Source organism: Curtobacterium sp. PhB142 (genome assembly GCF_004341255.1).
Taxonomy (GTDB): Bacteria; Actinomycetota; Actinomycetes; order Actinomycetales; family Microbacteriaceae; genus Curtobacterium.
The window spans coordinates 105826-130413 of sequence record NZ_SLUT01000008.1 but is presented as its reverse complement, the minus strand read 5'-3'; the positions used below and the strand labels follow the sequence as shown (position 1 = coordinate 130413).

At 71.3% G+C, this 24588-nt stretch carries 21 protein-coding genes and 4 tRNA genes; 18 read left to right on the top strand and 7 right to left on the bottom strand.

Going from position 1 to position 24588, the window contains the following annotated elements:
• Position 1 precedes the first annotated feature (1 nt).
• From EDF31_RS16075 to csrA, 12 genes are all read left to right on the top strand, one after another.
• Positions 2–826, top strand: coding sequence for a MotA/TolQ/ExbB proton channel family protein (locus EDF31_RS16075; RefSeq protein WP_131846856.1), 825 nt, complete (start codon positions 2–4; stop codon positions 824–826).
• Positions 827–828: 2 nt separating this feature from the next.
• On the top strand, positions 829–1758 hold the full coding sequence (locus EDF31_RS16070) for a flagellar motor protein MotB (RefSeq protein WP_131846855.1): 930 nt from the start codon (positions 829–831) through the stop codon (positions 1756–1758).
• A gap of 88 nt (positions 1759–1846) precedes the next feature.
• On the top strand, positions 1847–2725 hold the full coding sequence (locus EDF31_RS16065) for a flagellar motor switch protein FliM (RefSeq protein WP_123292756.1): 879 nt from the start codon (positions 1847–1849) through the stop codon (positions 2723–2725).
• Positions 2725–3429 carry a flagellar motor switch protein FliN gene (gene fliN, locus EDF31_RS16060; protein ID WP_123292757.1) on the top strand — a complete coding sequence of 235 codons (705 nt, stop codon included), beginning with the start codon at positions 2725–2727 and terminating at the stop codon, positions 3427–3429. The genes EDF31_RS16065 and fliN overlap by 1 nt, the downstream gene beginning before the upstream one ends.
• A 7-nt stretch (positions 3430–3436) precedes the next feature.
• Entirely contained in the window at positions 3437–3952 is a 516-nt protein-coding gene (locus tag EDF31_RS16055; RefSeq protein ID WP_131846854.1) for a flagellar biosynthetic protein FliO, read from the top strand.
• A gap of 68 nt (positions 3953–4020) precedes the next feature.
• Positions 4021–4767, top strand: a complete 747-nt coding sequence (gene fliP / locus EDF31_RS16050) for a flagellar type III secretion system pore protein FliP (protein ID WP_228505755.1) — start codon at positions 4021–4023, stop codon at positions 4765–4767.
• A gap of 9 nt (positions 4768–4776) precedes the next feature.
• On the top strand, positions 4777–5052 hold the full coding sequence (gene fliQ / locus EDF31_RS16045; RefSeq protein ID WP_111084131.1) for a flagellar biosynthesis protein FliQ: 276 nt from the start codon (positions 4777–4779) through the stop codon (positions 5050–5052).
• Complete coding sequence (locus tag EDF31_RS16040) at positions 5052–5810, top strand: flagellar biosynthetic protein FliR (RefSeq protein WP_131846852.1); 759 nt, start codon at positions 5052–5054, stop codon at positions 5808–5810. The genes fliQ and EDF31_RS16040 overlap by 1 nt, the downstream gene beginning before the upstream one ends.
• 6 nt (positions 5811–5816) lie before the next feature.
• Positions 5817–7010 (top strand): EscU/YscU/HrcU family type III secretion system export apparatus switch protein, encoded by a 1194-nt coding sequence (locus tag EDF31_RS16035; protein WP_131846851.1) that lies wholly within the window; start codon positions 5817–5819, stop codon positions 7008–7010.
• The gene (locus EDF31_RS16030; RefSeq protein ID WP_131846850.1) at positions 7007–9061 is read left to right on the top strand and encodes a flagellar biosynthesis protein FlhA; all 2055 of its coding nucleotides are present in this window, start codon (positions 7007–7009) and stop codon (positions 9059–9061) included. The genes EDF31_RS16035 and EDF31_RS16030 overlap by 4 nt, the downstream gene beginning before the upstream one ends.
• Positions 9036–9968 carry a hypothetical protein gene (locus EDF31_RS20060; protein WP_165901456.1) on the top strand — a complete coding sequence of 311 codons (933 nt, stop codon included), beginning with the start codon at positions 9036–9038 and terminating at the stop codon, positions 9966–9968. Before EDF31_RS16030 ends, EDF31_RS20060 begins: the two co-directional genes overlap by 26 nt.
• Positions 9969–9972: 4 nt before the next feature.
• The gene (csrA, locus tag EDF31_RS16020; RefSeq protein WP_123292764.1) at positions 9973–10248 is read left to right on the top strand and encodes a carbon storage regulator CsrA; all 276 of its coding nucleotides are present in this window, start codon (positions 9973–9975) and stop codon (positions 10246–10248) included.
• Between the two features lie 22 nt (positions 10249–10270).
• Here the strand turns inward: csrA and EDF31_RS16015 are convergent, their stop codons facing one another.
• Positions 10271–12244 (bottom strand): acyl-CoA dehydrogenase, encoded by a 1974-nt coding sequence (locus EDF31_RS16015; protein ID WP_243650100.1) that lies wholly within the window; start codon positions 12242–12244, stop codon positions 10271–10273.
• 359 nt (positions 12245–12603) lie between these two features.
• Here EDF31_RS16015 and EDF31_RS16010 point away from each other — a divergent pair, with 359 nt between their 5' ends.
• Entirely contained in the window at positions 12604–14067 is a 1464-nt protein-coding gene (locus EDF31_RS16010; protein ID WP_131846848.1) for a peptide MFS transporter, read from the top strand.
• Between the two features lie 201 nt (positions 14068–14268).
• On the opposite strand, the gene EDF31_RS16005 is transcribed toward EDF31_RS16010, so the two are convergent.
• From EDF31_RS16005 to EDF31_RS15985, 5 genes are all read right to left on the bottom strand, one after another.
• The gene (locus tag EDF31_RS16005) at positions 14269–14568 is read right to left on the bottom strand and encodes a hypothetical protein (protein ID WP_123292766.1); all 300 of its coding nucleotides are present in this window, start codon (positions 14566–14568) and stop codon (positions 14269–14271) included.
• A 363-nt stretch (positions 14569–14931) separates the two neighbouring features.
• Positions 14932–18297, bottom strand: a complete 3366-nt coding sequence (locus tag EDF31_RS16000) for an SbcC/MukB-like Walker B domain-containing protein (RefSeq protein WP_131846847.1) — start codon at positions 18295–18297, stop codon at positions 14932–14934.
• Positions 18294–19082 (bottom strand): DUF4194 domain-containing protein, encoded by a 789-nt coding sequence (locus EDF31_RS15995; protein ID WP_131846846.1) that lies wholly within the window; start codon positions 19080–19082, stop codon positions 18294–18296. The genes EDF31_RS16000 and EDF31_RS15995 overlap by 4 nt, the downstream gene beginning before the upstream one ends.
• Positions 19079–20608, bottom strand: a complete 1530-nt coding sequence (locus EDF31_RS15990; protein WP_131846845.1) for a DUF3375 family protein — start codon at positions 20606–20608, stop codon at positions 19079–19081. Before EDF31_RS15990 ends, EDF31_RS15995 begins: the two co-directional genes overlap by 4 nt.
• Before the next feature lie 101 nt (positions 20609–20709).
• Positions 20710–20782: transfer RNA gene (locus EDF31_RS15985), tRNA-Val, on the bottom strand.
• Positions 20783–21141: 359 nt separating this feature from the next.
• On the opposite strand from EDF31_RS15985, the gene EDF31_RS15980 reads away from it, so the two are divergent.
• The 5 genes from EDF31_RS15980 (at position 21142) to EDF31_RS15960 (ending at position 23017) form a co-directional block, all read left to right on the top strand.
• A tRNA-Gly gene (locus EDF31_RS15980) sits at positions 21142–21213 on the top strand.
• A gap of 82 nt (positions 21214–21295) precedes the next feature.
• Positions 21296–21369 (top strand) — tRNA-Cys (locus tag EDF31_RS15975).
• A 48-nt stretch (positions 21370–21417) separates the two neighbouring features.
• Positions 21418–21492 (top strand) — tRNA-Val (locus EDF31_RS15970).
• Between the two features lie 88 nt (positions 21493–21580).
• Positions 21581–22108, top strand: a complete 528-nt coding sequence (locus EDF31_RS15965; RefSeq protein WP_131846844.1) for a hypothetical protein — start codon at positions 21581–21583, stop codon at positions 22106–22108.
• Between the two features lie 147 nt (positions 22109–22255).
• Positions 22256–23017 carry a glucose 1-dehydrogenase gene (locus EDF31_RS15960; RefSeq protein WP_123938060.1) on the top strand — a complete coding sequence of 254 codons (762 nt, stop codon included), beginning with the start codon at positions 22256–22258 and terminating at the stop codon, positions 23015–23017.
• Here the strand turns inward: EDF31_RS15960 and EDF31_RS15955 are convergent.
• Positions 23002–24453 carry an MFS transporter gene (locus EDF31_RS15955; RefSeq protein WP_279387370.1) on the bottom strand — a complete coding sequence of 484 codons (1452 nt, stop codon included), beginning with the start codon at positions 24451–24453 and terminating at the stop codon, positions 23002–23004. The genes EDF31_RS15960 and EDF31_RS15955 overlap by 16 nt on opposite strands.
• Positions 24454–24588 lie beyond the last annotated feature (135 nt).

Sequence of the window (24588 nt, the reverse complement as noted above, 5' to 3'; positions counted from 1 at the left end):
CGTGGACATCGCGACGATCATCGGGATCCTGCTCGCCTTCGGTGCCCTGTTCGGCATGGTCGAGATGGAGCACGTCGAGCTCGCCGGGCTGTTCCTGCCCGCGCCGATGCTGCTCGTGTTCGGTGCCACCATCGGCTGCGGCATCGCGAGCACCACGCTGAAGGACGCCATCGCGAGCTTCAAGGCCGTCCCGAAGGCGTTCACCGGCAAGGTCACGCCGCCGCAGTCGGTCATCGACGACGTCGTGGGCCTGGCAGAGACGGCTCGGTCGAACGGTCTGCTCGCCCTCGAGCAGGAGGCCGACAAGCACGACGACCCGTTCATGAAGAAGGCGCTGCAGAACATCGCGGACGGCACCGACGGCGACGAGCTGCGGATCCTGCTCGAGGACGAGATCGAGTCGAACGCGGCCCCCACGCGCAGTGCGAGTGCGTTCTTCATGGGTCTCGGCGGCTTCGCCCCGACGGTCGGCATCATCGGCACCGTCGTGTCCCTGACCCACGTGCTCGCGAACCTCGGCAAGCCCGACGAGCTCGGTCCCCTCATCGCGAGCGCGTTCGTCGCGACCCTGTGGGGCCTGCTCACCGCGAACTTCATGTGGCTGCCGATCGGCGGCAAGCTCCGGAAGCTCGCACAGCTCGAGTCGGACCGCCAGACGCTCCTGATGGAAGGGCTGCTCGCGGTCCAGTCCGGCAGCCAGCCCCGCCTGCTCGGTGAACGCCTCAAGGCGATGGTGCCGCCGGCAGCGCGCACCGACACCTCGAAGAGCAAGGCCGGCAAGAACAAGCAAGACGCCGACGCCGACGACCAACAGCTGGCGGCCTGACGATGAGCGCCAACCCCCGTGGCCGTGGCCGCGGTCGTGCGAAGAAGGGCCACGACGAGGCCGAGCACCCCGACGAGCGCTGGATGGCCTCGTACATGGACATGATCACGGTGCTGATGTGCATGTTCCTGGTGCTGTTCGCCATGTCGACGGTCGACCAGGAGAAGTACATCGCCCTGAAGAACTCCCTGGCGACGGGCTTCGGCGAGGTGAAGTCGCAGAAGGTCGACACCGCCAGCGGAACGGTGGTGACGAAGGACCAGGTCGAGGACGGATCCGGGTACTCCACCGACAAGTCGCAGGCCGACCACTCGACGGCGTCGTCCGGCACGAAGGACACCAACGTCGACCCCGCGTCGACCGTCGTGCCGGTGACCGCGACGAAGCAGGACCTCGCCGACGCCCAGAAGGAGCTCGACGACCTCACCGCGATCGAGCAGGCGATCAAGCAGAACCTCGCGAAGGCGGGGCAGACCGCGAACGTGCAGTTCACCGTCGACGCCCGTGGCCTGATCGTCCGCCTCGTCGGCAGTGAGACCTACTTCGGCACGAACAGCGCCGACCTGTCCGACCAGGCGAAGTCGATCATGGACGCGATCGCCCCGGTCCTGCAGACGAGCCACCACGACGTCAGCGTCGAAGGGCACGCCGACCAGCGGAACTCGACGGCACCGTACGCCACCAACTGGGAGCTCAGCGCGGCCCGGGCGACGGGGGTGCTGCGCGACCTCGTCGAGCGTGGCGGGATGCCGGGCGACCACGTGCAGAGCGTCGGTTTCGGGTCGAGCCGGCCGCTCGCGAAGGGCGGGACCGACCAGGACCTCGCCCTGAACCGAAGGGTCGACATCGTGGTCCTGTCGAACGCCGACCAGGACGTGAGCGCGCTGATGCCGGCACTGGCGAAGGCGCAGGACGGAGCACGCCAGGGCTGACGCGCGACCGACGGGGCTGGAGACCCCGCATCCCCAGTACGGGGTACAGCACTGACGGGTGCCACACAGGCGACCGATAGACGCACCCGTGACCGAGACCCTGCCAGCGCCCGAGGTGTACGACTTCGCGCGCCCGTCGACGCTCGCCCGCGAGCACGCCCGGGTCCTCGAGCTCGCGTTCGAGACCTTCGCGCGGCAGTGGGGCACGCAGCTCACCGCGAAGGTGCGTGCCGTCAGCCAGGTCACCTGCGAGCAGGTGCAGATGGTGACGTACGACGAGTACGCCGCCTCGCTGCCCGCGCTCACCGGCATGGTGCTGCTGCCGATCGCGGACGTCGTCCCGAAGGGCGTCCTGCAGGTCCCGCTCGACGCCGCGCTGACCTGGGTCTCGCACGCGCTCGGTGCCTCGAAGCCGCTGCCGACCCCGGAGCGCACGTTCACGCCCATCGAGCAGGCCCTCGTGCGCAAGATCGTCGAGGACGCCCTCGACGACCTCCGCTACTCGTTCGGCGGGTTGCTCGCGCACGACGTCACGGCCGGTGGCTTCCAGTTCAACTCGCAGTTCGCACAGGCCGCCCAGAAGGGCGACCTGATGATCGTCGCGGCGTTCTCGATCCGCGTCGGCGACCGCGTCGCCCCCGGCACGCTCGCCCTGCCGGCCGAGGCCGTGCTGCCGCAGCTCGGCGAGGCCGCCGCGCACGTGTCGCCCGCCGATGCCCAGGCCCTGCTCGACGCGCAGCTCGCGGGCGTCCCCGTCGGGGTCAGCCTGCGCTTCGCCCCGGCGACGGTCCTGCCGACGCAGGTCCTCCGGCTCGCGGTCGGCGACGTCCTGCCGCTGCCGCACCCGCAGCACCGCCCCCTCACCATCGCGGTCGACGGTGAACCCGTCGGCACCGCCGCGGTCGGCGCGAACGGCTCGCGCCTCGCCGGCATCGTCGTCACCACCACGAGCACGGAGCAGCACTGATGACCGAAACGACCACCCTCCAGACCACCGCGGCCGAGTCGCTCGCGGCGCAGCTGCCGACGGCCGTCCCGCTGGGTGCGCTGCTGCTGCCGGGAGGCGCGACCCCGGTCGTGCTCGAAGCGGCGACCGACGCCGTGGTCGCGTCGTTCGTCGGCGGCCTGTCGGCCGATCTGGCCCTCGTGCTCACCGACCTGGAGGCCGTGATCGCGGCCGGCGGCACCGACCACGGGATCGTGGCCGTCACCGACGTGCTGCGTCCGTCGCTCGAGGCCGCCGCGTCGGTGCTCGGCGTCGGGGTCCTCGGCGAGGCGAGCCGCGAGTCGGCGGCGGCGCTGTTGGCCGACCCCGACACGGTGGTGTTCGAGCTGACCGCCGGTGGTGTCCCGAGCGGCTGGTTCGGCATCCGGGTGCGCGAGCACGGCACCGTCTCGGCCGCGGCGCCCGTCGGGGTGCCCGCCGGCAACCTCGGCCGCATCAACAACGTCGAGATGACCCTGACCGTCGAGATCGGCCGGACCCGCATGTCGGTCCGCGACGTGCTCGGCATGGAGCCCGGCGCGGTCGTCGAACTCGACCGCAGCGCCGGTGCGCCCGCCGACGTCCTGCTGAACGGTCGCCTCATCGCGCACGGCGAGGTCGTCGTCGTCGACCAGGACTACGCCGTCCGGATCACCCGCATCCTCGACGTCGCCGAATCCCTCTGAGCCCCGCGTGGACACCCTCCTCATCACGCTCCGCGTCGCGCTGTCGCTCGGCGTCGTGCTCGCCCTCATGTGGGTGCTGCACCGTGCCAGCAAGAAGCGCTTCGCGGGCAAGACCTCCGGACGCCGTGCGGCGACCGTCGAGGTCGTCGGTCGTCAGGGCCTCGGCGGCAAGGCGAGCGTCGTGGTGGTCGACGTCGAGGGGGAGCGCCTGGTGCTCGGGGTCTCCGAGCAGGGCGTCAGCCTGTTGACGAGCGCGCAGGCGCCCGCTCCGGAACTCACCATCGTGACCGGACCCGTGCAGCTGCCCGTGCGTCCCGCCCCGTCGGCCGACGCGTTCGGTCAGGAACTGGCGCTGCAGGCGGACGCCCCCACGTCCCTCCCGGAGGCCCTGCCGATGCGCCCGCGCAACCGTCGTCCGCAGCGCACCACGGTGCCGACCGCGCAGCAGCTGCAGGGCTCGATCCTGTCGGTCGACACCTGGCGGCAGGCAGCCGCCGCACTGCGGAACCGGCGGGCCGGGTGACCGCGGTCCGCTCGGCACGTGTCCTGGCCCTCGTCCTGCTCGGGCTGGCGGTCGTCGCCGGCTTCCTCATGCTCACCGCGACCGGCGCCCACGCCGCCGGCGTGGTCGAACCGACCGCCCCCGCGACGCCGACCGCTCCCGCGAACGGCGACTTCAGCGTCAGCGTGAACGGCCCGGACGGCACCCCGTCGTCGGCCGTCGTGACGCTCATCGGCATCACGCTGCTCAGCGTCGCCCCGGCGCTCATGCTCATGATGACGTCGTTCACGAAGATCTTCGTCGTCCTCGCGATGACGCGGAACGCCCTAGGGCTGCAGTCGATCCCGCCGAACCAGGTGATCGCGGGCCTGGCGCTGTTCCTGTCCCTGTTCGTGATGGCCCCGGTCCTCGGACACATCAACGACGACGCCCTGCAGCCCTACCTGGCCGGGCACCTGGACTTCAACCAGGCCGTCGAGATCGGCACGAAGCCGCTGCGGACCTTCATGCTCCACCAGACCCGTGACGAGGACGTCGCCCTGATCACCCGCGCGGCCGGGCTCGACAACCCGAAGTCGATGGCCGACGTGCCGATGACGACCGTCATCCCGGCGTTCATCATCTCGGAGCTCCGCAGCGCCTTCATCATCGGGTTCGTCATCTTCATCCCGTTCCTGGTGATCGACCTCGTCGTCTCCGCGGCGCTCATGTCGATGGGCATGATGATGCTCCCGCCGGTCATGATCTCGCTGCCGTTCAAGATCCTGCTCTTCGTGCTGGTCGACGGCTGGGGCCTCATCATCACGTCGCTCATCGAGAGCTACCACGTTGTCTAGGGGGCACGCATGAACCAGCAGGCCGTCATCGACCTCGTCCTCCAGGCGCTCCTGGTCGCGGGCAAGCTCGCCGCTCCCGTGCTCGTCACGTCGCTCGTCGTCGGGTTCGCGATCTCGCTGTTCCAGTCCGTGACGCAGATCCAAGAGGTCACGCTCTCGTTCGTGCCGAAGGCCGTCGCCGTCGCGATCGCCCTGGTCGTCTGCGGCAACTGGATGATCTCGGAGATGGTGGCGTTCACGCACGTCGCCTTCGACATGATCCCGAAGCTCCTCGGCAGCGGCTGATGGAGCTCAGCATCAACGCCGACCGTCTGGAGGCGACCATGCTCGCCGGTGTCCGGCTCGTCGCGTTCTTCGTGATCGCTCCGCCGTTCTCGTACCGGGCGTTCCCCGGCACCGTGAAGGTGATCCTCGGGCTCGGCCTGGCGATCGGCGTCGCGCCGCGCGTCGCGGTCGGGTACGAGTCGCTCGACACGGGGCCGTTCCTGCTCGCGCTGCTCACCCAGCTCGTCGTGGGCCTGTCGCTCGGCTTCCTGGTGTTCCTGGTGTTCGCCGCGGTGCAGTCGGCCGGTGCGCTCATCGACCTGTTCGGCGGGTTCACGCTCGCGCAGGCGTTCGACCCGCAGTCGCAGGTCAACGGCGCCCAGTTCACGCGGCTGTTCCAGATGGCGGCGCTCGCGCTCCTGTTCACCTCTGGCGGGTACCAGCTCATCGTCGGCGGGCTCGTGCGGTCGTTCGACGCCGTGCCGCTCACCGGCGCGTTCGCGGTCGACGGCCTGGCGCACCTGCTCGTGGCGGCGATGTCGCAGATGTTCCTCGCGGCACTGCAGATCGCCGGGCCCCTGGTGGTCGTGCTGTTCCTGGCGGACGTCGGGCTCGGCCTGCTCACCCGCGTCGCCCCGGCGCTGAACGCCTTCCAGATGGGCTTCCCGATCAAGATCGGGCTCACGGTCCTGTTCGCCGGAGCGCTCTTCATGGCCCTGCCCTCGGTGGTGTCGTCGCTGACCGGCGACGCCGTCCAGGCGATCACGGGCCGGGGGTGATGCAGCGTGTCCGACAGTGGTGAGAAGTCCGAGAAGGCCACCCAGAAGCGCATGCAGGAGGTCCACCGGAAGGGCCAGCTCGGCCGGTCCCAGGACCTCGGCGCGTGGATCGGCATCGCCGTCGTCGCGCTCATGGTGCCGTCCATGATCGGCAACGCGGCAGCCGCCGGCACCGCCCAGCTCGTCGCCGTGCAGTCCGTGATCGCGCACCCGACCATCGGCACCATGAACCACGTGTTCGGCGAGGCGATGGCGAGCGTCGGTGCGACCCTCGGCCCGATGCTCGCGGTGGTCCTCGTCGCGGTCACCGCCGCCGCCGTCGCCCAGGGCGGGGTGCACATCCGGAAGCTCGCGCCCGAGGCGTCGCACTTCGATCCGATCGCGGGCCTGAAGCGCGTGTTCGGTGTGCAGGCCCTCTGGAACGGCGCGAAGGCCCTGCTGAAGACCACGGTCGTCGGGCTCGTGCTCTGGTTCGCCGTGCAGGGTCTGATGCCCGTGCTCATGACGAGCGGCTCGCTGCCGCTGTCGGCCGTGCTCGAGGCAGCCGCGGACGGTGCGGGCACCCTGCTCCGCGCCGCCATCGCCGCGGGACTCGTGCTCGCCGCGATCGACGTGCTCGTGGTCGTCCGCCGGAACCGCAAGCGCACGATGATGACCAAGCGCGAGGTCAAGGACGAGCACAAGAAGAGCGACGGCGACCCGCTCGTCAAGGGGCAGCGGCGGTCCCGCCAGCTGGCCATGAGCCGCAACCGGATGATCGCGTCCGTGGGCACCGCGGACGTCGTCATGACGAACCCGACCCACTACGCCGTCGCGCTGAAGTACGAGCCGGGCAAGGCCGCACCCCGGGTGGTCGCGAAGGGCGCCGGCCCCGTCGCCGACGTCATCCGCGCCCGTGCCGAGGACGAGCGCGTGCCGATCGTCCGCGACGTCCCGCTCACCAGAGCCCTGCACGCCGCGTGCGAGCTCGGGCACGAGATCCCCGTCGACCTGTACACGCCGGTGGCCCGGGTGCTGTCGTTCGTGATGGCGCTCAAGGCCCGCGGTGCAGCGGCGGGCACCCACGCACCGCCGCGGCCGACCACGCCCGACGAGGTCGCGGGCGTCATCGACCCGGCCACGTTGACCGGTGACCTCCGCCCCCGCAAGCTCCGCGCACCGCGCATCGCCGAGACCCCGACCGAAGGACTCCCCGCATGAACCGCAAGGACCTGCCGAAGCTCGTCGTCCCGGTGTTCATCGTCGGCATCATCCTGCTGCTGATCCTGCCGGTGCCGTCGTTCCTGCTCGACTTCCTGATCATCATCAACATCCTGCTGGCGCTGGTGATCCTGCTCACGACGCTGTTCGTGAAGAAGCCGCTCGACTTCTCGGTGTTCCCGTCGCTGCTGCTCGTCGCGACGCTGTTCCGCCTCGGCCTGAACGTGGCGTCGACCCGGCTCGTGCTCGGCGAGGGCTTCGCCGGCGACGTCATCCAGGCGTTCGGCCACGTCGCCGTGTCCGGGTCGATCATCATCGGCGCGGTGATCTTCCTGATCCTCATCGTCATCCAGTTCGTCGTCGTGACGAAGGGTGCCGAGCGCGTCGCCGAGGTCGGGGCACGGTTCACCCTCGACGCCATGCCCGGCAAGCAGATGGCGATCGACGCCGACCTGAACGCGGGGCTCATCACCGACCAGCAGGCGAAGGACCGCCGCGCCGCGGTCTCCGCCGAGGCCGACTTCTACGGCGCGATGGACGGCGCCTCGAAGTTCGTCAAGGGCGACGCGATCGCCGGCATCCTGATCATCATCATCAACCTGATCGGCGGTATCGCGATCGGCATGCTGCAGAACGGGCTCTCCGCCACCGACGCCCTGTCGAAGTACGGCATCCTGACGATCGGCGACGGCCTCGTCACGCAGATCCCGGCCCTGCTCATGGCGGTCTCCACCGGCATGATCGTCACGCGCTCGGGCGCGGAGTCCGAGATGGGTGCGTCGGCCGCCACCCAGCTCTCGCAGTCGCGCAACGCCCTGATGATCGCCGGCGTCGCCGCGATCGCGATGGGGTTCATCCCCGGCATGCCGATCCTGCCCTTCCTGCTCGTCGGTGCGACCCTGCTGTTCACCGCGTGGCGCATCGGCCGGAACGCCGCGAAAGCCGAGTCGGCCGCCGCCGAGCAGCAGGCCCTCGAAGCCGCCGCTCCCTCCGGCGACACCCCCGAGGACCTCATCGAGCAGATGCGCGTGCACGCCCTCGAGATCCTGCTGGCGCCCGACCTGGTCGACATGGTGTCCGGCGCCTCCGACGACCTGCTCGGCCGGGTCCGTGCCCTCCGTCGCAAGATCGCGGTCGACATGGGCATCGTCGTGCCGCCGGTCCGCACCCGCGACAGCATCGACCTGCCGCCGTCGACCTACGCCATCCGGATCGCCGGCGTCGAGGCCGGCCGCGGCACCGCCCCGGCGCGCAGCGTCCTGGCGCTCGGCGACCACCTCGACGGGCTGCCGGGCACCTCGACGGTCGAGCCGGTGTTCGGCCTGACCGGCAAGTGGGTGCCCGCCGAACTCCGGCACGCCGCCGAGATGACCGGCGCCACCGTGATCGACCGGGTGTCCGTGCTCGTCACGCACCTGCAGGCCGTCATCGGTGACAACGCCGCTCGCCTGCTCACCCGCGAGGACGTCAAGGTCCTGACCGAGGGCGTCAAGCAGGTCAACCCCGCCGCGGTCGAGGAACTCGTGCCGGGCATGCTCTCGATGGCCGAACTCCAGCGCGTGCTGCAGGGCCTGCTCGCCGAACGCGTGCCGATTAACGACCTCGGGCGGATCTGCGAGGCGCTGACCCTGCGCGCCAAGGCCTCCACCGACCCCGAGGGGCTGGTCGAGGCCGCCCGCGCCGCACTCGGCCCCGCCCTCGCAGCCCGGTACACCGACCAGGGCACCCTGCGCGTCATCATGATCGACCCGCTGCTCGAGCAGTCGATGCTCGAGGGCCTGCGACCATCCGAACAGGGCAGCCAGATCGTCCTCGACGCCCACCGCATCGAGCAGGTCCTGGGCTCCGTCCGCGATGCCGTGCGCAGCGTCGAGGACCAGGGCCTGTCCGCCGTCCTCGTGTGCGCCCCGCAGCTCCGCCCGGCCGTGCACCGCATGGTCGCCGCCCAGTCGAACGGGCTCCCGGTGCTGTCGTACCAGGAGGCCACCGCCGCGGGCTCCACCATCGAGACCGTGGGAGTTGTCCGTGCCGCCGACCCGATTGCAGCGTAACGGCGCAACGCTCGACGAGGTCCGCGACGCCGTCCGGACCGAGTTCGGCGCGGGCGCGAGGATCGTCGCCGCCGAGCGGGTCACCACGCCGGGCATCGGCGGGCTGTTCCGCAAGGCGCACGTCGAGGCCACCGTCGAGGTGCCGGAACCGGGGGAGACCCCGACCGCACGCGTCGTGATCGCCGACTCACCCGTCCAGCGGATCGGCATCGCGGCGCTGCTCGCCGACGCCGACGCGGCCGAGGCCCGCATCGCGCGCGGTGACGGCACCCAGGCGACGCGTGCCGACGCGTTCGCGTCGGTGCTCGACGGCTTCGTGGCGGACGGGATCACGGGGAGCGCCCCGCGCCCGACACGCGCCCTGCCCGGAGCGGACGGGCCTGCGGACGTCGACCCGCGCCTCCAGGCCGTCACCGACACCCTGCCAGGAGGCCCGGCCACCGTCCCCGACGTCGCGCCCGGCCGGCGCGCGGCCCGGTCCACGGCGCCTGCCGCGCGGTCTGCTGTCCAGGCAGTGCGGTCTGCTGACGGTGACCTGGTCCTGCTGGTCGGCCGGGCGAACGACGTCGACGCCGCGGCCGGGCTGTTCGCCGTCCGGCACGCGCTGCGGCCGACGGACGCCGCCGACCGGCGGTCCGCCATCCTCGCCCGCGCCGACGGCGTGCGCGACGGCCACGCGGTGCTCGCCGTCGCCGCGTGGGACGACCGGGCGACCGGCGAAGGGATCGAGGCCGACCAGGTCTGGGTCGTCGTCGACGTCGGACGGAAGCCCGAGGACACCGCGGCCATGGTGTCCGCGGTGGCCGCACGGCTGCCGGTGGCCGGTGTCGTCGCGATCGGCGCGGGGGAGACCGCCACGCCGGAGTCCGTCGACCTGCTGGGGGTCCCCGTCCTGTCGCTAGGCTGAGCGGGTGCTGGTACTCACGCGGAAGGTCGGCGAGCGGATCCTCGTCGGTGACGACATCGTCATCACGGTCCTCGACGCCCGGGGTGACGGCGTCCGGATCGGCATCGACGCACCACGCGGGGTGAAGATCCAGCGTGAAGAGGTCGTGCGGGCGGTCGCCGAGGCGAACGCCGAGGCCGCTGCGGCTGCCGGCGCGACCGGTGCCTCCGGTGACGACGCCGAGGCACGGCTGCGTGCCGCGCTCGGCGGGTCCGCCCAGCCGACGGACCCGACCGAATAGTCGCTCGCGCCGGAGCCCGTCGCTAGCGCCGGGGCTTCTTCTCCTGTTCGGGGAGTCGTCCGGCTGCCGCCTCGGCGGCGAACCACGCACGGGCCTCGTCTTGGCGCGCCTGCTCCTCGCCGAGCGCGATCGGCGCCCGCACGTGGCCGGGCTCGTAGCCGAAGGTCTCGATGAGCTGCGGGACCACCGGACGGAGCCGCGCCACGAGCCGGTCGATCGACGCCGACACCGCACGGGCACGCTGCGCGCTCAGACGGCCGTGCACCAGGTACCAGTCGAGGTGCTGCTCGAGCAGTCCGAGCGCGAACAGGTCGCGCAGCCACACGAGGACCCGGCGGGTGTCGCCCTCGGGGACCGCGTCGAGCCCCTCGGTGAAGGCGTCCCACTGCATGAGTTCCGCGTGGGCGCGTGCGGCCTCGATCAGCTCGTGCTGCGACCGGTTCAGGAGCACGGCCTGGCGGGCGCGGTCCTTGCCGGCGGTGTTCAGCCGGAGCCCGATCTCGGTGACCATGGTGTCCACGTGGCCGGCGAGCAGCGCGCGCTGCGTGGCAGGGTCGTGCAGGTCCGTGACGCTCGCGGCGAGCGACCCGCGGTCGGCGACGGTCTGGCCCAGGCGGCGGAGGCCCGAGGCGTCCGCGAGCTTGGCGCCCACCTGCGACGCGACGAACTTCGCGGTCGACGCGGCGTCGCGCGGCGCCCGCTTCCGGAAGTCGGTGAGCAAACGCTTGCCGACGAGCTGCAGCAGGACGGTGTTGTCGCCCTCGAACGTGACGTAGACGTCGAGGTCGGCGCGCAGGCTCGTCAGGCGGTTCTCGGCGAGGAAGCCCGCGCCGCCGCAGGCCTCACGGCACTCCTGCAGGGTGTCGAGCGCGGACCACGTCGACAGTGACTTGAACGCGGCGGCCTGGGTCTCCAGGTCCTCGCGGCGCTCCGGGGTGTCGGCACGCCCGCTGAACACGTCGTCGAAGGTGCGGAGCAGCTGCTCGTGCGCGAACGACTGCGCGAACACCGTCGCCAGACGGGGGATGAGCCGGCGCTGGTGCCGGCCGTAGTCGAGCAGGACGCCCTCGACACCGCCCGCCGTCGGGAACTGCCGGCGCTGCATCGCGTACGTCAGCGCGATCTGCAGCCCGATCTTCTGGGCGACGACCGCGGCACCGTCGAGCGACACGCGGCCCTGCACCAGGGTGCCGAGCATCGTGAAGAAGCGGCGTCCGGGCGAGTCGATCGGCGAGCTGTAGGTGCCGTCCTCGGCGACGTCGCCGTAGCGGTTCAGCAGGTTCGTGCGGGGGACGCGGACGTGGTCGAAGTGCAGCCGGCCGTTGTCGATGCCGTTCAGGCCACCCTTGACGCCGTCGTCCTCGCCGCCGACGCCCGGCAGGAACTCGCCGTCGTCGTCACGGAGCGGCACGTAGAACGCGTGCACGCCGTGGTCGACGCCCTGGGTGACGAGCTTCGCGAAGACGACGGCCGCCTTGCCGTGCAGGGCCGCGTTGCCGATGTAGTCCTTCCACGCCCCGCGGAACGGCGTGTGCACGACGAACTCCTGCGTGGCGGGGTCGTACGTGGCCGACGTGGCGATGTTCTGCACGTCCGAACCGTGGCCGGTCTCGGTCATGGCGAAGCAGCCGGGCACGTCGAACCCGATGATGCCGGGCAGGAACTCCTCGTGGTTCCGCGCGGTGCCGAGGTGGTGCACCGCGGAGCCGAACAGGCCCCACTGCACGCCGGCCTTGATCTGCAGCGACGGGTCGGCGGTGGTGATCTCCTCGAACGCCGCCAGGTTGCCGCCGTGGTTGTCCTGGCCGCCGAGCTCCGGCGGGTACGGACGCTGGATGGCTCCGGCGTCGACCAGGATCTGCAGCTGCTCGAACGCGCGCGCTCGGTGCTCGATGGTGCCGAGACCCTCGGTCTTGTGGAGTGCGGGGTCGAGCACGAGGCGGCGGGAGATCCGGCGGTCCTCGGCCCAGCGGCCGAGCAGGAGGGTCTCGACCATGTCGACGTCGATGCGGATGTCGGTGTGCTTGCTCGCGCTGGCGTTCGTGCTCGCGTTGTCGCTCGTGTGCTTGCTCGCCTTCTCGCCGGCGTCGTGCTTCGCCGTGGGCGTGCCGGTGTGCTGCGCGGATGCGGTGTCGACCATGGTCGGAGTCCTCCTGAACTGCGGTGTCCGGTGTTGCGCTCCCCACGCTAGACACCGCCGCCGGGAGCCGGCGGAACGCCGTGCGGGCCGCACAACGCTGCCCGGCACGGACCGACCACGATGGTGGGAACCCTCCAACTGCACGCGTCGATCGATTTGATGAGCACCCATCAACGATTGGGCGCACCACCGGCCCGCGGGGCAGACTGGCCGACATGTCAGGCTCCACCACGGGACACGATCCCAAGCCCAAACGCACCTTCTTCGGACAGCCGTTCGAGCTGTCGACGCCCTTCGCGGTGGAGCTCTGGGAGCGGTTCTCGTTCTACGGCATGCAGGGCATCGTCCTGATCTACATGTACTACACGGTCACGCAGGGCGGCCTGGGGATCGACAAGGGCATCGCGACCGGGATCATGGGCGCGTACGGCGGCGCCGTGTACCTGTTCACGATCATCGGCGCGTGGATCGCCGACCGGCTGCTCGGTGCCGATCGCACACTGTTCGGCAGCGCGATCGTCGTCATGCTCGGCCACATCGCCCTGGCGCTCATCCCCGGGGTGGCCGGCGTGGGCGTCGGACTCGTGCTCATCGCGCTCGGGTCCGGCGGACTCAAGGCGACCGCCACGACGATCGTCGGTGGGCTCTACAGCCGCGACGACCCCCGCCGTGACGCCGGCTTCTCGCTGTACTACCTCGGCGTCAACCTCGGTGCGTTCTTCGGGCCGCTCCTGACCGGGCTGCTGCAGAGCTCGCTCGGATTCCACTACGGCTTCGGGCTCGCCGCCGTCGGCATGGCAGCCGGCCTGGTCCAGTACGCCATCCGTCGGAAGAACCTGCCCGACACGGTGCGCCACGTCACGAACCCGGTCGACCGCCGACGCCTGCCGCTGATCGGCATCGGCGTCGTCGTCGCCCTGGTCGTGATCGCGGTCGCCGTCCTGACCGGGCTGCTGAACGTCGGCAACCTGCCCACCGTGGTCGTCGCGATCGTGATCCTCGCCACGATCGGGTACTTCGTCGTCATCCTGACGAGCGGCATCACCGCGCAGGAGCGTTCCCGGGTGTTCGCGTTCATCCCGCTCTTCATCGGCAGCGCGGTGTTCTGGTCGCTCTACCAGCAGCAGTTCACCGTCGTCACGGTCTACTCCGACGAGCGACTGAACCGTTCGCTGTTCGGGTGGGAGATGCCGGTGTCGTGGGTGCAGTCGATCAACCCGGTCTTCATCATCGTGCTGTCCGGGGTCTTCGCGGCCCTCTGGACCAAGCTCGGCGACCGACAGCCGTCCACGCCGACCAAGTTCGGCCTGGGCACCGGCATCATGGGCGTCGCGTTCCTGCTGTTCCTGCCCTTCGTCGGCTCGGGGCAGAACGGCACGCCGCTGCTCGCCCTGGTCGGCATCCTGCTCGTCTTCACGCTGGCCGAACTGCTGCTGTCACCCGTCGGGCAGTCCGTCGCCACGAAGCTCGCGCCGCCGAAGTTCCAGACGCAGATGGTCGCGCTGTTCTTCCTGTCCGTGTCGCTCGGCACCGCCGTCACCGGAGTGCTGTCGCAGTACTACGACCCTGCGAACGAGGCGCCGTACTTCGCCGTGCTCGGTCTCGTCGCCGTCGCGGTCGGCGTGGTCCTGCTCGTCCTGGCCAAGCCGGTCCTGAAGCTCATGCGCGGTATCCGCTGATCCGTCGCGGTATCCGTTGATCCGTCGCGGCATCCGCTAACCTGAGGGAAGCCACACGGCCGAAGCAACCAAGGAGTCACCCCATGCTCGAACTCATCGCCGGCATCATCATCGGCATCGGCGTCCTCGGTGGTGTGGGCTGCTGCATGGCGGTCGCCGCCATGATGAAGAGCGGCTCCGAAGAGTACTGAGCCCGCTGGGCTACTCGCCGCTGCCGGTCGTGATCGGCACCAACTGACGACTCAGGACGGTCGCGCGCTCGAAGGGGCCGCGGCCGTCCTTCGTGTACACGGGCTCCTCGAACGCGACGGTCCACGACAGCGGTTCGCCGACGCCGGGGTAGCCGACGATCTGGTTGCCGCCGGGAGCCACGATCACACCGATCGGCTCGTCGGCCCACCGCTCACCGCCCTCCGCGGAGTCGATGACCTGCACGAGCGCGCCGATGCCGAGGCCGGGGGCGTCGTCGGGGCGGGGCTTGGGGGAGCGGCGTCCGAACACGCCATCACCGTAGCGGCGAGTGGTCAAGGAACGTCTGTGCGGCGCCTGTCGACACGCTGACGAAGCACCCGCCGGGTGGTCAGGACATCCCGTCGGCCGTGCTCCGAGTGGTCGCAGGCTGTCGGCGGCAGCGCCGCCAGGCGACGCATCGTGACCAGTGCGCGAAGGTGAGCAGGGCGTTGCGACCGGCAGGGCGACGGCCGGGAGGACCGTGGCAGGCTCGCCCCGCGCCTCCAGGCCGTCGCCGGGCACCCCCACAGCGTGTGCCGGGTGGTCAGGACACGCCGCCTGCCGCGCGTCGAGTGGTCACCAACTGTCGGCGGCGCCGCGGCCATCCGACAGTTCGTGACCTCTCGGCAAGCGTCAGGCGTCGGCGGGGACCCGGGCGATCTCGGTGATGGACGAGTGACCGGTCTCGGGGTGCTTGCGCATCGAGAGCAGCCGCTCCATCGAGGGCTCGAGCGCCGTGACCTTGTCGAGCGGCGCACTCACCACCAGCTGGAACCCGAGGCGGAGCCACGCGGTGACCGCACGACCGGCGAACTCCGAGTCCGCCTTGATGAACGCCTCGTCGAGGAACACCGGGGCGAACCGCGGCCGGGGCCGGGTCTCGTCGCCGAGCTGGTAACGGAGCGCCGCACCGACGATGAACGCCACGAGCTCCTGCGTCTCACCACCGGACTTGTCACCGAGCGACGAGTACACACCGAGGTCGTTGCCCGACGTGTCGTAGCGGACCGCCGTGATCTCCATGTGCCGCCGGACGTCGAGCACGGCGTCGCGCTGCGTGGTGCGGCCACGGGCGGCGTCGGGGTCGGGGCGGATGACGGCCATGAAGCGCCGGAGCCGACGGAACCGGGTCTCGAGCACGTCGTCGGTCAGCTCGGCGTCGACCGAGGCGGACAGGGCGCGGAGCTCGCGGCGGAACGCGGTGACGTCCTCGCGGGTGACCCGCCGGATCTGGATCTTCAGACGGTCGCGGTTCGCGCCGAACGGCAGGTCCCGCAGGATCTCGTTGACCGGTTCGAGGCGCTCCTCGATCTCGACGACGGCCCGGTCGAAGGCCCCGGCGAGCGGTACGAGGTCCTCGCCGCTCCACTGCGACAGCCGCCGACGCCACTCGGTGCGGCGGGCGTGCAGGCCGGTCGCGACGATCTGGTCGAGGATGGCGTGGTAGTCCGGGTACGACGCGACGCCGGTGCCGAGGTTCGGGTCCGGCCAGGCGTCCTGGTACCGCTGGAACGTGAGGGTCAACGAGGTCGAGGCCGCTGCGGCACCGTCGAGTGCCTGCGACAGCCGCTCCTCGAGGCGTCGTCGGAGCCGTCGGGTGGCGTCGTCGAAACCGTCCACACCGTCCGGTGCCCCGACCTCGGCGAACGTCTCGGCGAGCAGTCGCGACTGCTCGTCGTCGGGCAACGACTCGGGGGTGTCGTCGAAACGCGACAGGATCTCGGCGGCGGCGTCCTGGCCGTCGACGAGCACGGCGTGCCGCTCCTCGAGGCGCTGCACGGAGAGCCGCGCGGCGGAGCGGCGGTCGGCCGTCTCGTCGAGCGACTTCCGCAGGCGGGCGACCGAGGCGCGCAGGGTCCTGAGGCCGTCGTCGGCGGCGAGCAGCGCCTGCCGTTCCTCGTCGAGGCGTGCCAGCGAGGTCTCGACGCCCTGGACGTCGATGGCGTCCCAGGTCACGTCGACGACATGCTGGTGCGCGGCCCGCAGGACGTCGAGCGCGGTGAGGTCCTGCGCGACGTCGGTGCGACGGGCCTCGAGCGTGGCGAGGTCCTGCGCGATCGACGCGAGCTCCTGCTCGACGGCGGCGACACGGGCCTCGTTCGTGAAGCCGATGACGTTCGCCTGGCGGCGGTCACCGTGCGCGCCACGACGGCCGTCGCGGAGCTGGCCGGACTCGGTCACGCGCCGGCCACCACCACCGAGCTCGGAGGCGTCGATCACGCAGCGGGCGTCGGTGCGCTCGGACTCGATCCGCTCGCGCACCCAGGTGCTGAACGGCGAGTGCTTGATCGCGAGCTTGCCGGACACCATCGCGGGGTCGCCGTCGAGGTCCAGGTGCGGACCGGTCGGCACACCCTCGAACTGCACGCGGACCGGCAGGCGGAGTGCGTCGATCGCCTCGCTGAACGCGCCCAGCCGGTCCTGGTCGACCAGCAGGGTGCGGGCGACGGGAGCCAGCACGGACTCGATCGCCGTGCGCCAGCGCTCCTCGCCGGGCCGCACGTCGAGCAGTTCCGCGACGAAGGGCAGGTCTGCGGGGTCGATGCCGGCCGCCCGGGCCATCGCGAGCCGGGCCTCGTGCATCGGCAGCGGCATCGCGCCCTGGCGGTGTTCGAGCGACTGCCGCTCCTGCCGCAGTGAGCGCTCCCGGTCGAGGAGCGGGTACTCCTCGCGCGTCAGGGCGTCGCGGCGGTCGTCCAACGACGAGCGCGAAGCAGCGTAGGAACCGAGGAACTCGTGCGAGCTGCGCTGCGCGGCAGTGAAGTCGGCCTCGGTCGCGACGGACGTGCCGAGCACCGCTGTGCGCTCGTCGAAGGTCGCCCGGGTCCGGACCACCGCGTCGCGCTCACGGGTGAGTCGCTCGATGCGGTCCTCGAGCTGGGCGAGCGCGTTGCCGCCCTGGTCGCGCAGCCGCGCCTCGGCGTCACGCAGCTCGATCTCCACGGCGGCGTGCCGGGCCTCGGCGGCGGCGACCTCGGCGCGGGACGCCGTGCGCTCCCGGCCGTTGCGGTCCACCTCGGCGTCGAGCAGGTCCCGCTTCCGCGAGGCCGTCCAGTGCGCGAACGGGGAGACCTCGGCGCCGGTGGCGATGCCGTCCAGGGCCTCGGCGGCGGCCTTCGACCGTTCGATCTCGTCGTGCAGGTCGGTGATGGGGGAGAGGATGCGGACCTTGCGCTCCTCGGTGTCCATCGCCTCGTACGCCTCGTCGAGCGCGGAGAAGTGCGCGAGGGCGCGGTCGGCCGCCTCGTAGGTGCCCGGGGTCTCGAGCACGAGCGACTTGTACAGCGCGTCGACCGTCGGCAGGTGCTGCCCGGCCTGGATGCGCGCGAGCAGGCGCATCGCCCGGTTCCCGCCGCCGGAGTCGCCGATGCCGAGCCGGGTCTGCAGCGTGTACGCGAGCTCCTGGTAGGTGTCGCGGATCACGAGCCCCGGCACGCGGCCGGTCAGCTCGAGGTGGTGGAACCGCGTCGGCACGAACTCCTCGAGCCGGCGCAGGTCGAAGGTGTCGTCGACCGTCGCCATGGTCATCTGGATGTCGCCGACGCCGCGCGCGCGCTTCGGCACGATGTACGCCCGCAGCACCGTGAAGCGCCGCTCGTCGTCGTTCCGGAACGTGACCGCGGCCGCACCCCAGGTGGTCTGGTCGTCGCCGCGCAGGTTCACGTCGCGCAGGGCACCGGACTCGGGATCGCGGCGGGTGTCGACCTTGCCCCGCAGGTACGTGAGCAGGTTGCGCTGGTCGGCGCTGCGCGCGCGACCCGTCGTGGCGTCGTTCGAGGCGCCGTTGAACGGCACGTCGGACGGCATCATCACGGCCAGGTACGCGTCCATCAGTGTTGACTTGCCGGTGCCGGACGCGCCGGAGATGAGCGTCGCGGTGCCGGACAGCTCGACCTGCCGGTGGCCGTGGAACCCGCCCCAGTTGACGACCTGCATCGACTCGGCGCGCCACTGCGCGACCGTGTCGAACAGCGCGGGGATCTGGAAGGTGTCGGTCATGCTTCCGTCTCGCCGTCGTCGTCGGTGTCGGTCTCGGCTTCGCCGTCTGCCGGGAGGCCCGTGGCGGCTGCGTCGGTCGGCTCACCGCCCTGGTCGGTCGCGTCTTCGTGCGCGGTGGTGGTCCGCAGCCACGTGTCCAGTTCCAGCAGGCGCTCCAGGGGGAGCAGCACCTCGACGACGCTCGCCACCCGGAAGCGGTCCGGGTCCGAGGTGCGGATGAGGATGCGCGCCGTGACGAGGCGCTCGACGGCCTTCGCCACCCGGCCCTCGTCGCGCGTGCGGTCGGTCGCGGTCGCCGGTCGGAACCCGGCGACGTGCCCGAGGATCTCCGCGCGGTCGACGACGACCTGGTCCGGACCCGGTCGGGCGTCGGCGCGCAGGCGCATCCGCAGGTAGACCAGGACGATCGTCTCCTCGCGGGTGTACGGCAGGTCGCGCAGCAACGTGGGGAACGTGCGGCGCTGGCTCTCCGAACGGGCCTGGCGCTTCCACGCGACCTCGCGGTCACGGTCGACGTGCAGCTCGAGGAACAGGTCGTTCAGTCGCGACCGCAACTGGAACTCGGCGTCGAGCACCGCACGCCACTCGTCGGGGTGGGTGCGGGAGCTGACGTACGAGTGCCGGAGCAGCGCCACCAGCGCGCGGCGCTGGTGCTCGTCGAGCCGGCCCTCGTCGCCCTCGAAGAGGGCGAAGCTGGACTCGTCGCGTTCGTCGTCCTGCACGACCGTTGCGGGGTCGTCGTACGGGACGGTCTCGTCGACCGGTGCCGGCGTCGTGTCGCTCACCGTGCCTCCTGTGCGTTGTCGTCGTGGGGATCGCCGGCCGGCGCGTGCTCGGCAGCGAGCGCAGCGGTGGGCATGTGGAAGGTGACCGGGCTGCCGTCCGGGCGCACCGTGCGGTGCTCGGCGACGTGCGCGGCGGACTCGAAGTCGTCGCGTCCGGTGAGCAGGTGGGCGAGGCCGAACAGCTCGACCGGTCGACGCTGCTCTGGCGGCAGCCCGTGGAAGGCGTCGACGCTCGAGTCGGCCTCGGCGAACCGGAGCGCGGCGCGCAGCTCCGTCAGGAGCGGGCCGCCGTGCTTGCGGAGCATCTCGACGTCGAGGTCCTCGAAGACGTCGTCGTCGGGTTCCTCGATGGGTGGCGGCACCGACTCGGCGTCCGGGTCGTAGAAGCGCTCGCGCAGGGTGCCGACCTCGGCCGCCGCCGGCAGCAGCGGGAGCGGGATGCGGTCGCGCGCACCGCCCTGGTCCATGAGTGTCGCCAGGCCGCGGTTGATCGAGCGAATCACGGCGTCGAGCTCACGGTCGCGGACCACGTCGTGGGCGACGATCTGGTCGCGCAGTGTCGCGGTGAGCTGACGCCGCTGGGCGAGGACGTCCTCGATGCCCTGGCGCAGGATCGTCACCGTGTTACGGAACGCGCGACGCTCACCGGCTCCGAGGCCGTCGGCGAAGGAGTGGGACAGGATCGTCGCGATGTCGTCGCGCAGGCGGAGCAGCAGGGCGTCGTCGCGCAGCAGCTCGAAAGCACCCTCGAACGCGCGGCCCTCGGGCGTCGCCTGCATCAGGTTGTCGGTGCGTGCGAGGTAGTCGTCGAGGATCTCGCCGATCGGACGGACCTCTTGCCGGAAGTCCTCGACGATCGAGCGGTGCATCGTCGCGACGGCCTCTTCCACGCGCTTGAAGTCGCTCGGGAGCTGCCGGATGAGGTCGGAGATGTTCGTGTAGCCGTCGCGCATCCGGTCGTCCTCGACGGTGACGACGTCGTCGCCGTGCTCGAGGCGCTCACGCTCGGCCCGCAGTTCGGCGATCTGGGCGTCGATGCGGCGGATCTGCACGTCGGGATCAGGCTCGGCACGGGCGGCCCAGCGGTGCACGGCGTCGACGATCATCGCCAGGCGGCTCTCGCTGATCAGTGCGCGGTCGGCCGACAGGGCGTCGACGAGGCTCAGGGCCTCGAGCGCGTGACTCGTCAGGGAGTACTGCTCGTCGCCGTCGGGGGAGTTGGAGCGGACCAGCCACTGTGCCGCCACCCACTCACGGCAGAGGGCGCGGCCGTTCGGTCGGGGGTCCTGCTCGCTCTGATCGTGCTGTTCGCTCGCGGGCACGCGTGCACCCGATGCCTGCAGGCGCGCGACGTGCTCCTCGACCTGCAGGTGCATGCGGTCGGCGGGGACGTACTGGACGTCGCGGTCGAACACCGTGCGGAACACGGCGAGGACCGTCGCGCTCGTCGGGCGGGACATGAGGCGCAGGGTCGGACGGTCGAGGACCGCTCGGACCCGGGCGAACTCGAGGTCGACGTCGGTCATGCGCCCCTTCGTCCGATCGTGCTGGTGGCTGTTCTGGCTGCTGACTGTCTCAACAGATGCGAAGAGCCCGACGCTTGTGCGCCGGGCTCTTGCAGGGTGGGTGGGCGATACCAGACTCGAACTGATGACCTCTTCGGTGTGAACGAAGCGCGCTACCAACTGCGCCAATCGCCCCCTGCACTGTTCGTGCGAGTCGATAGTAGCGGAAGTCCGGCGGTGCATCGAACACGGCGCGCGCCCCGGGTGTGGCGCGCTGCGCGTGTGCAGCGGCGCACCGTCCGGCGTTGGGGCACGTTCGCACGGTGCGGCATTGGCGCCTCCGTGCGAGCTTGACCGCATGGGGCGGGCCTGAAAGCAGGCACGGAGCACGCAACTGCGCACCACATGGCGAAGACTGCGCCGTGCGAGGGGGCTCGAACCGGCCGGATCCGCATGAAATCGGGGGACACGCCCGGTGAACGGGAAGGATTTTGGCGGATGCCCCCGGGTTCGTATAGAGTTTACGTCGTCGCCGCGACAGCGGAAAGACAAATGCGGATGTGGCGCAGTGGTAGCGCATCACCTTGCCAAGGTGAGGGTCGCGAGTTCGAATCTCGTCATCCGCTCGAGTGCGGGGCTTCTCGAAGCCCTGCGACTCACCAGAGGGTATCCCACCGTTCGGGTACTCACGGAGACGTGAACCTCGATGGTGGGGTGGCCGAGAGGCTAGGCAGCGGCCTGCAAAGCCGTCCACGCGGGTTCGAATCCCGTCCCCACCTCCAGCAACACCCTCCAGATCCTGAACGAACCCCGGTTCAGACAGGGAATCTGGGCGATTGGCGCAGCGGTAGCGCGCTTCCCTGACACGGAAGAGGTCACTGGTTCGATCCCAGTATCGCCCACCACGGGAAAGCCCCCGGCAGGACCACCAGGTCCGGCCGGGGGCTTTCCTCGTTCCGGGCGACCGCCGCGCTCGGCTGGCACGATGGCGATATGGATTCGATGCGTAGGTGGCCGCTGTGGGCCGTGATGATCGTCCTCGCGGTCGCGTTCGGCGGGTTCTGGTACCTGTCGACGTTCGTCACCATGCCCGCCGACGTGCCCGTCTGGATCCGTGGCACAGCGAGTGCCGTGACCGGCGCCGCGTTCGGCGTGATCTTCGGGCTCTGGATCGGTCGGCAGCGCCGGAGCGTCGGGCCGGCAGCGCGTGATCGTGCACTCGGTCGAGCGGTGAGGCGCGGCGAACTGCCCGCTGATGCCGACCCGGCGCAGTGGCGCCAGGCGCTCGAGCACTACCAGCAGCAGTACCGCCGACAGCGGTGGTTCGGACCCGTCGTGTTCGTGCTGGCGATGGTCCTCGAGGTGTCCCTCGCCGTCACCGGGCGGCCGGTCTTCTGGTTCGCGGCGGCGATGTTCCTCGTGTTCCTGATCGTCACCCTCCTGCAGACGCCGAGGGTGCTACGGAACACCGCCGCGATGCTCGTCGAGCTCGACCGGCGGAACGCGACCGACACGCACTGAGCGACCGGACGCGGTGATGGTGACCAGCGCGGGAGGCGCGGTACGGGGCGGACGCACGCCGCGCCTCCCGGCCGGGCCGTGTACGCAGGGCGGTACCTCGTCGACGCGGTGCACCGCGCCGACCCCGCTCAGGAAGGCGCCCGCTCCATGACCTCACCCTTCGACCTCACCGGCCGGACCGCCCTCGTCACCGGCGGCAACCAGGGACTCGGCCGGGCCTTCGCCTTCGGCCTCGCCGAGGCCGGCGCCCGCGTCGCGATCGTCGGGCGCTCCGCGGAGCGCAACGCCCGGGTCGCCGCCGAGGCCGCGGATGCCGGCCACGACTTCGTCACCATCACGGCGGACATCACCGACGGCGAGCAGGTGGCGCGCATGACCGAGGAGGCCATGACCGCCCTCGGCCGCCTCGACGTGCTCGTCAACAACGCCGGCACGTGCCACCACCGGGACGCGTTCGACGTCCCCGACAGCGAGTGGGACGACGTGTTCGACCTCAACGTCCGCGCACTGTGGAAGACGTCGACGGCGGTCGGCGCGCACATGCGCGATGCCGGTTCGGGCTCGATCGTGAACATCGGCAGCATGTCGGGCCTCATCGTGAACCGGCCGCAGTGGCAGCCGGCGTACAACGCGTCGAAGGCCGCCGTGCACCACCTGACGAAGTCGCTCGCGGTCGAGTGGGCGAAGTACGGGATCCGCGTGAACGCCGTCGCCCCCGGGTACGTGAAGACCGAGATGGCCCCGGTGGACTCCCCGGAGTTCCGGCGGTACTGGATCGAGGACGCACCGCAGCAGCGCTTCGCCCTGCCCGAGGAGATCGCGCCGAGCGTCGTCTTCCTGGCGAGCGACGCGGCGTCGTTCATCACCGGATCCGTGCTCGTGGCGGACGGCGGCTACAGCGCCGTCTGAGCCGGTTCGGCCACCGGCGTGCCCGCGCGGGTCGTCGCGCGGGCCATGCCGACGGCGACGAGCACGGCGGCGACGACCGTCAGGACGACGCCCGCGACGGTGATCCCGCCCTCGAACGCGGCCAGCCGGTCCGCCGTCCACGACGTCGACGCGATGCTGCCCGGCACGAGCAGCGCCAGCACCGTCCCGGTCGCCGCGATGCCCACCGCGGTCGCGAGCTCGCTCGAGGTGTCGACGAGCGCCGCACCGACCGACGTCCGGTTCGACGGCAGGCCCTGGAGCACGTTGTTGCCCGCGACGACCCCGACGACCCGCATCCCGGCGGCGACGAGGACGAGGGCCGCGGCGACCCAGCCGTACCCGGCACGGCCGCCGACGGTGAAGAGCGCGAGTCCTGCGACGACGGCGCCGGCGCTCAGCCAGGCCGCGCGGCCGAGGCCCACCCGCTGCACGAACGGGCCGACGAATCGCCCGGACGCCAGGAGCACCACCACCTGCGGCAGCGTCCCGATCGCGGCGAGTGCCGGCGACCACCCCCAGGCGAACTGCAGCTGCAGCGTCACCAGGTACGACAGGCCGGAGACGGCCAGTCCGGAGGCCGCCTTGTACGCCAGACCGCTCGCGACGAGCGGACGGGCGAGCAGGCGCAGGTCGAGCAGCGGCTGCGCCGCGGTGCGCTCCCGCTGCACGAAGGCCGCCACCGCCGCGACCGTCACGACGACACCGGTCCACCCCGGCCAGGAGGCGCTGCCCGCCTCGGCGAAGAGGGTGGGCGTCCCGAGTGCACCGACCAGGGCCGTGGTCCCGAACAGCGCGCCGGTCACGTCGATCCGGTCGGGGTGCAGGTCCTCCGGTCGGTCAGCCGGCACGCCGGCTCGGATGCCGACGAACGCGAGTGCAGCGATCGGCACGTTCACCAGGAGCAGGGCCTGCCACGGCGCCACCGCAAGGGCGAAGCCACCCGCCGTCGGACCGACCGCGAGCCCGACCAGGCCCGCGGTGGAGATGACCGTCAGCGCCCGGACCCGCAGGGCGTCGGTGTCGAAGAGCCGGAAGGCCAGGGCCATCGACCCGGGCGTCGTCATGGCAGCCGCGAGCCCCATGAGCGCGCGGACCGCGATGAGTTCGCCGGTCGTGGTGACGAGCGTGGTCGCCAGCGCGGAGAGCGCGAGCAGCACCAGGCCGACGAGCATCACCCGGCGTCGGCCGAACCGGTCGGCGACCGCACCGAACAGGAGCATGAGGGCGCCGAACACGACCGAGTAGGCGCCGGTGACCCACTGCAGTCCGGTCGTCGACGCGTGGAGCTCACGGCCGATGGTGGGCAGGGCGACGTTCAGCACCGAGTTGTCGAGCATCTCGAACAGGAAGACGGCGGACAGGCCGGCGAGGGCGATCCCGGCGTCGCGGAGCCGGGCGGGGGAACGGGTGGACACGTGCACTCCTTCGATGAAGAAGTGGCGACTCGTCCGAGACCGCGTGTGGGTGCCTGGCCGCCGGAGCGACGAGGCGTTTTGCCCTCTGGCAGGAGCGTACGTCCAGTGGGGCGTCTGCTGCAAGCGGGGCGTCTG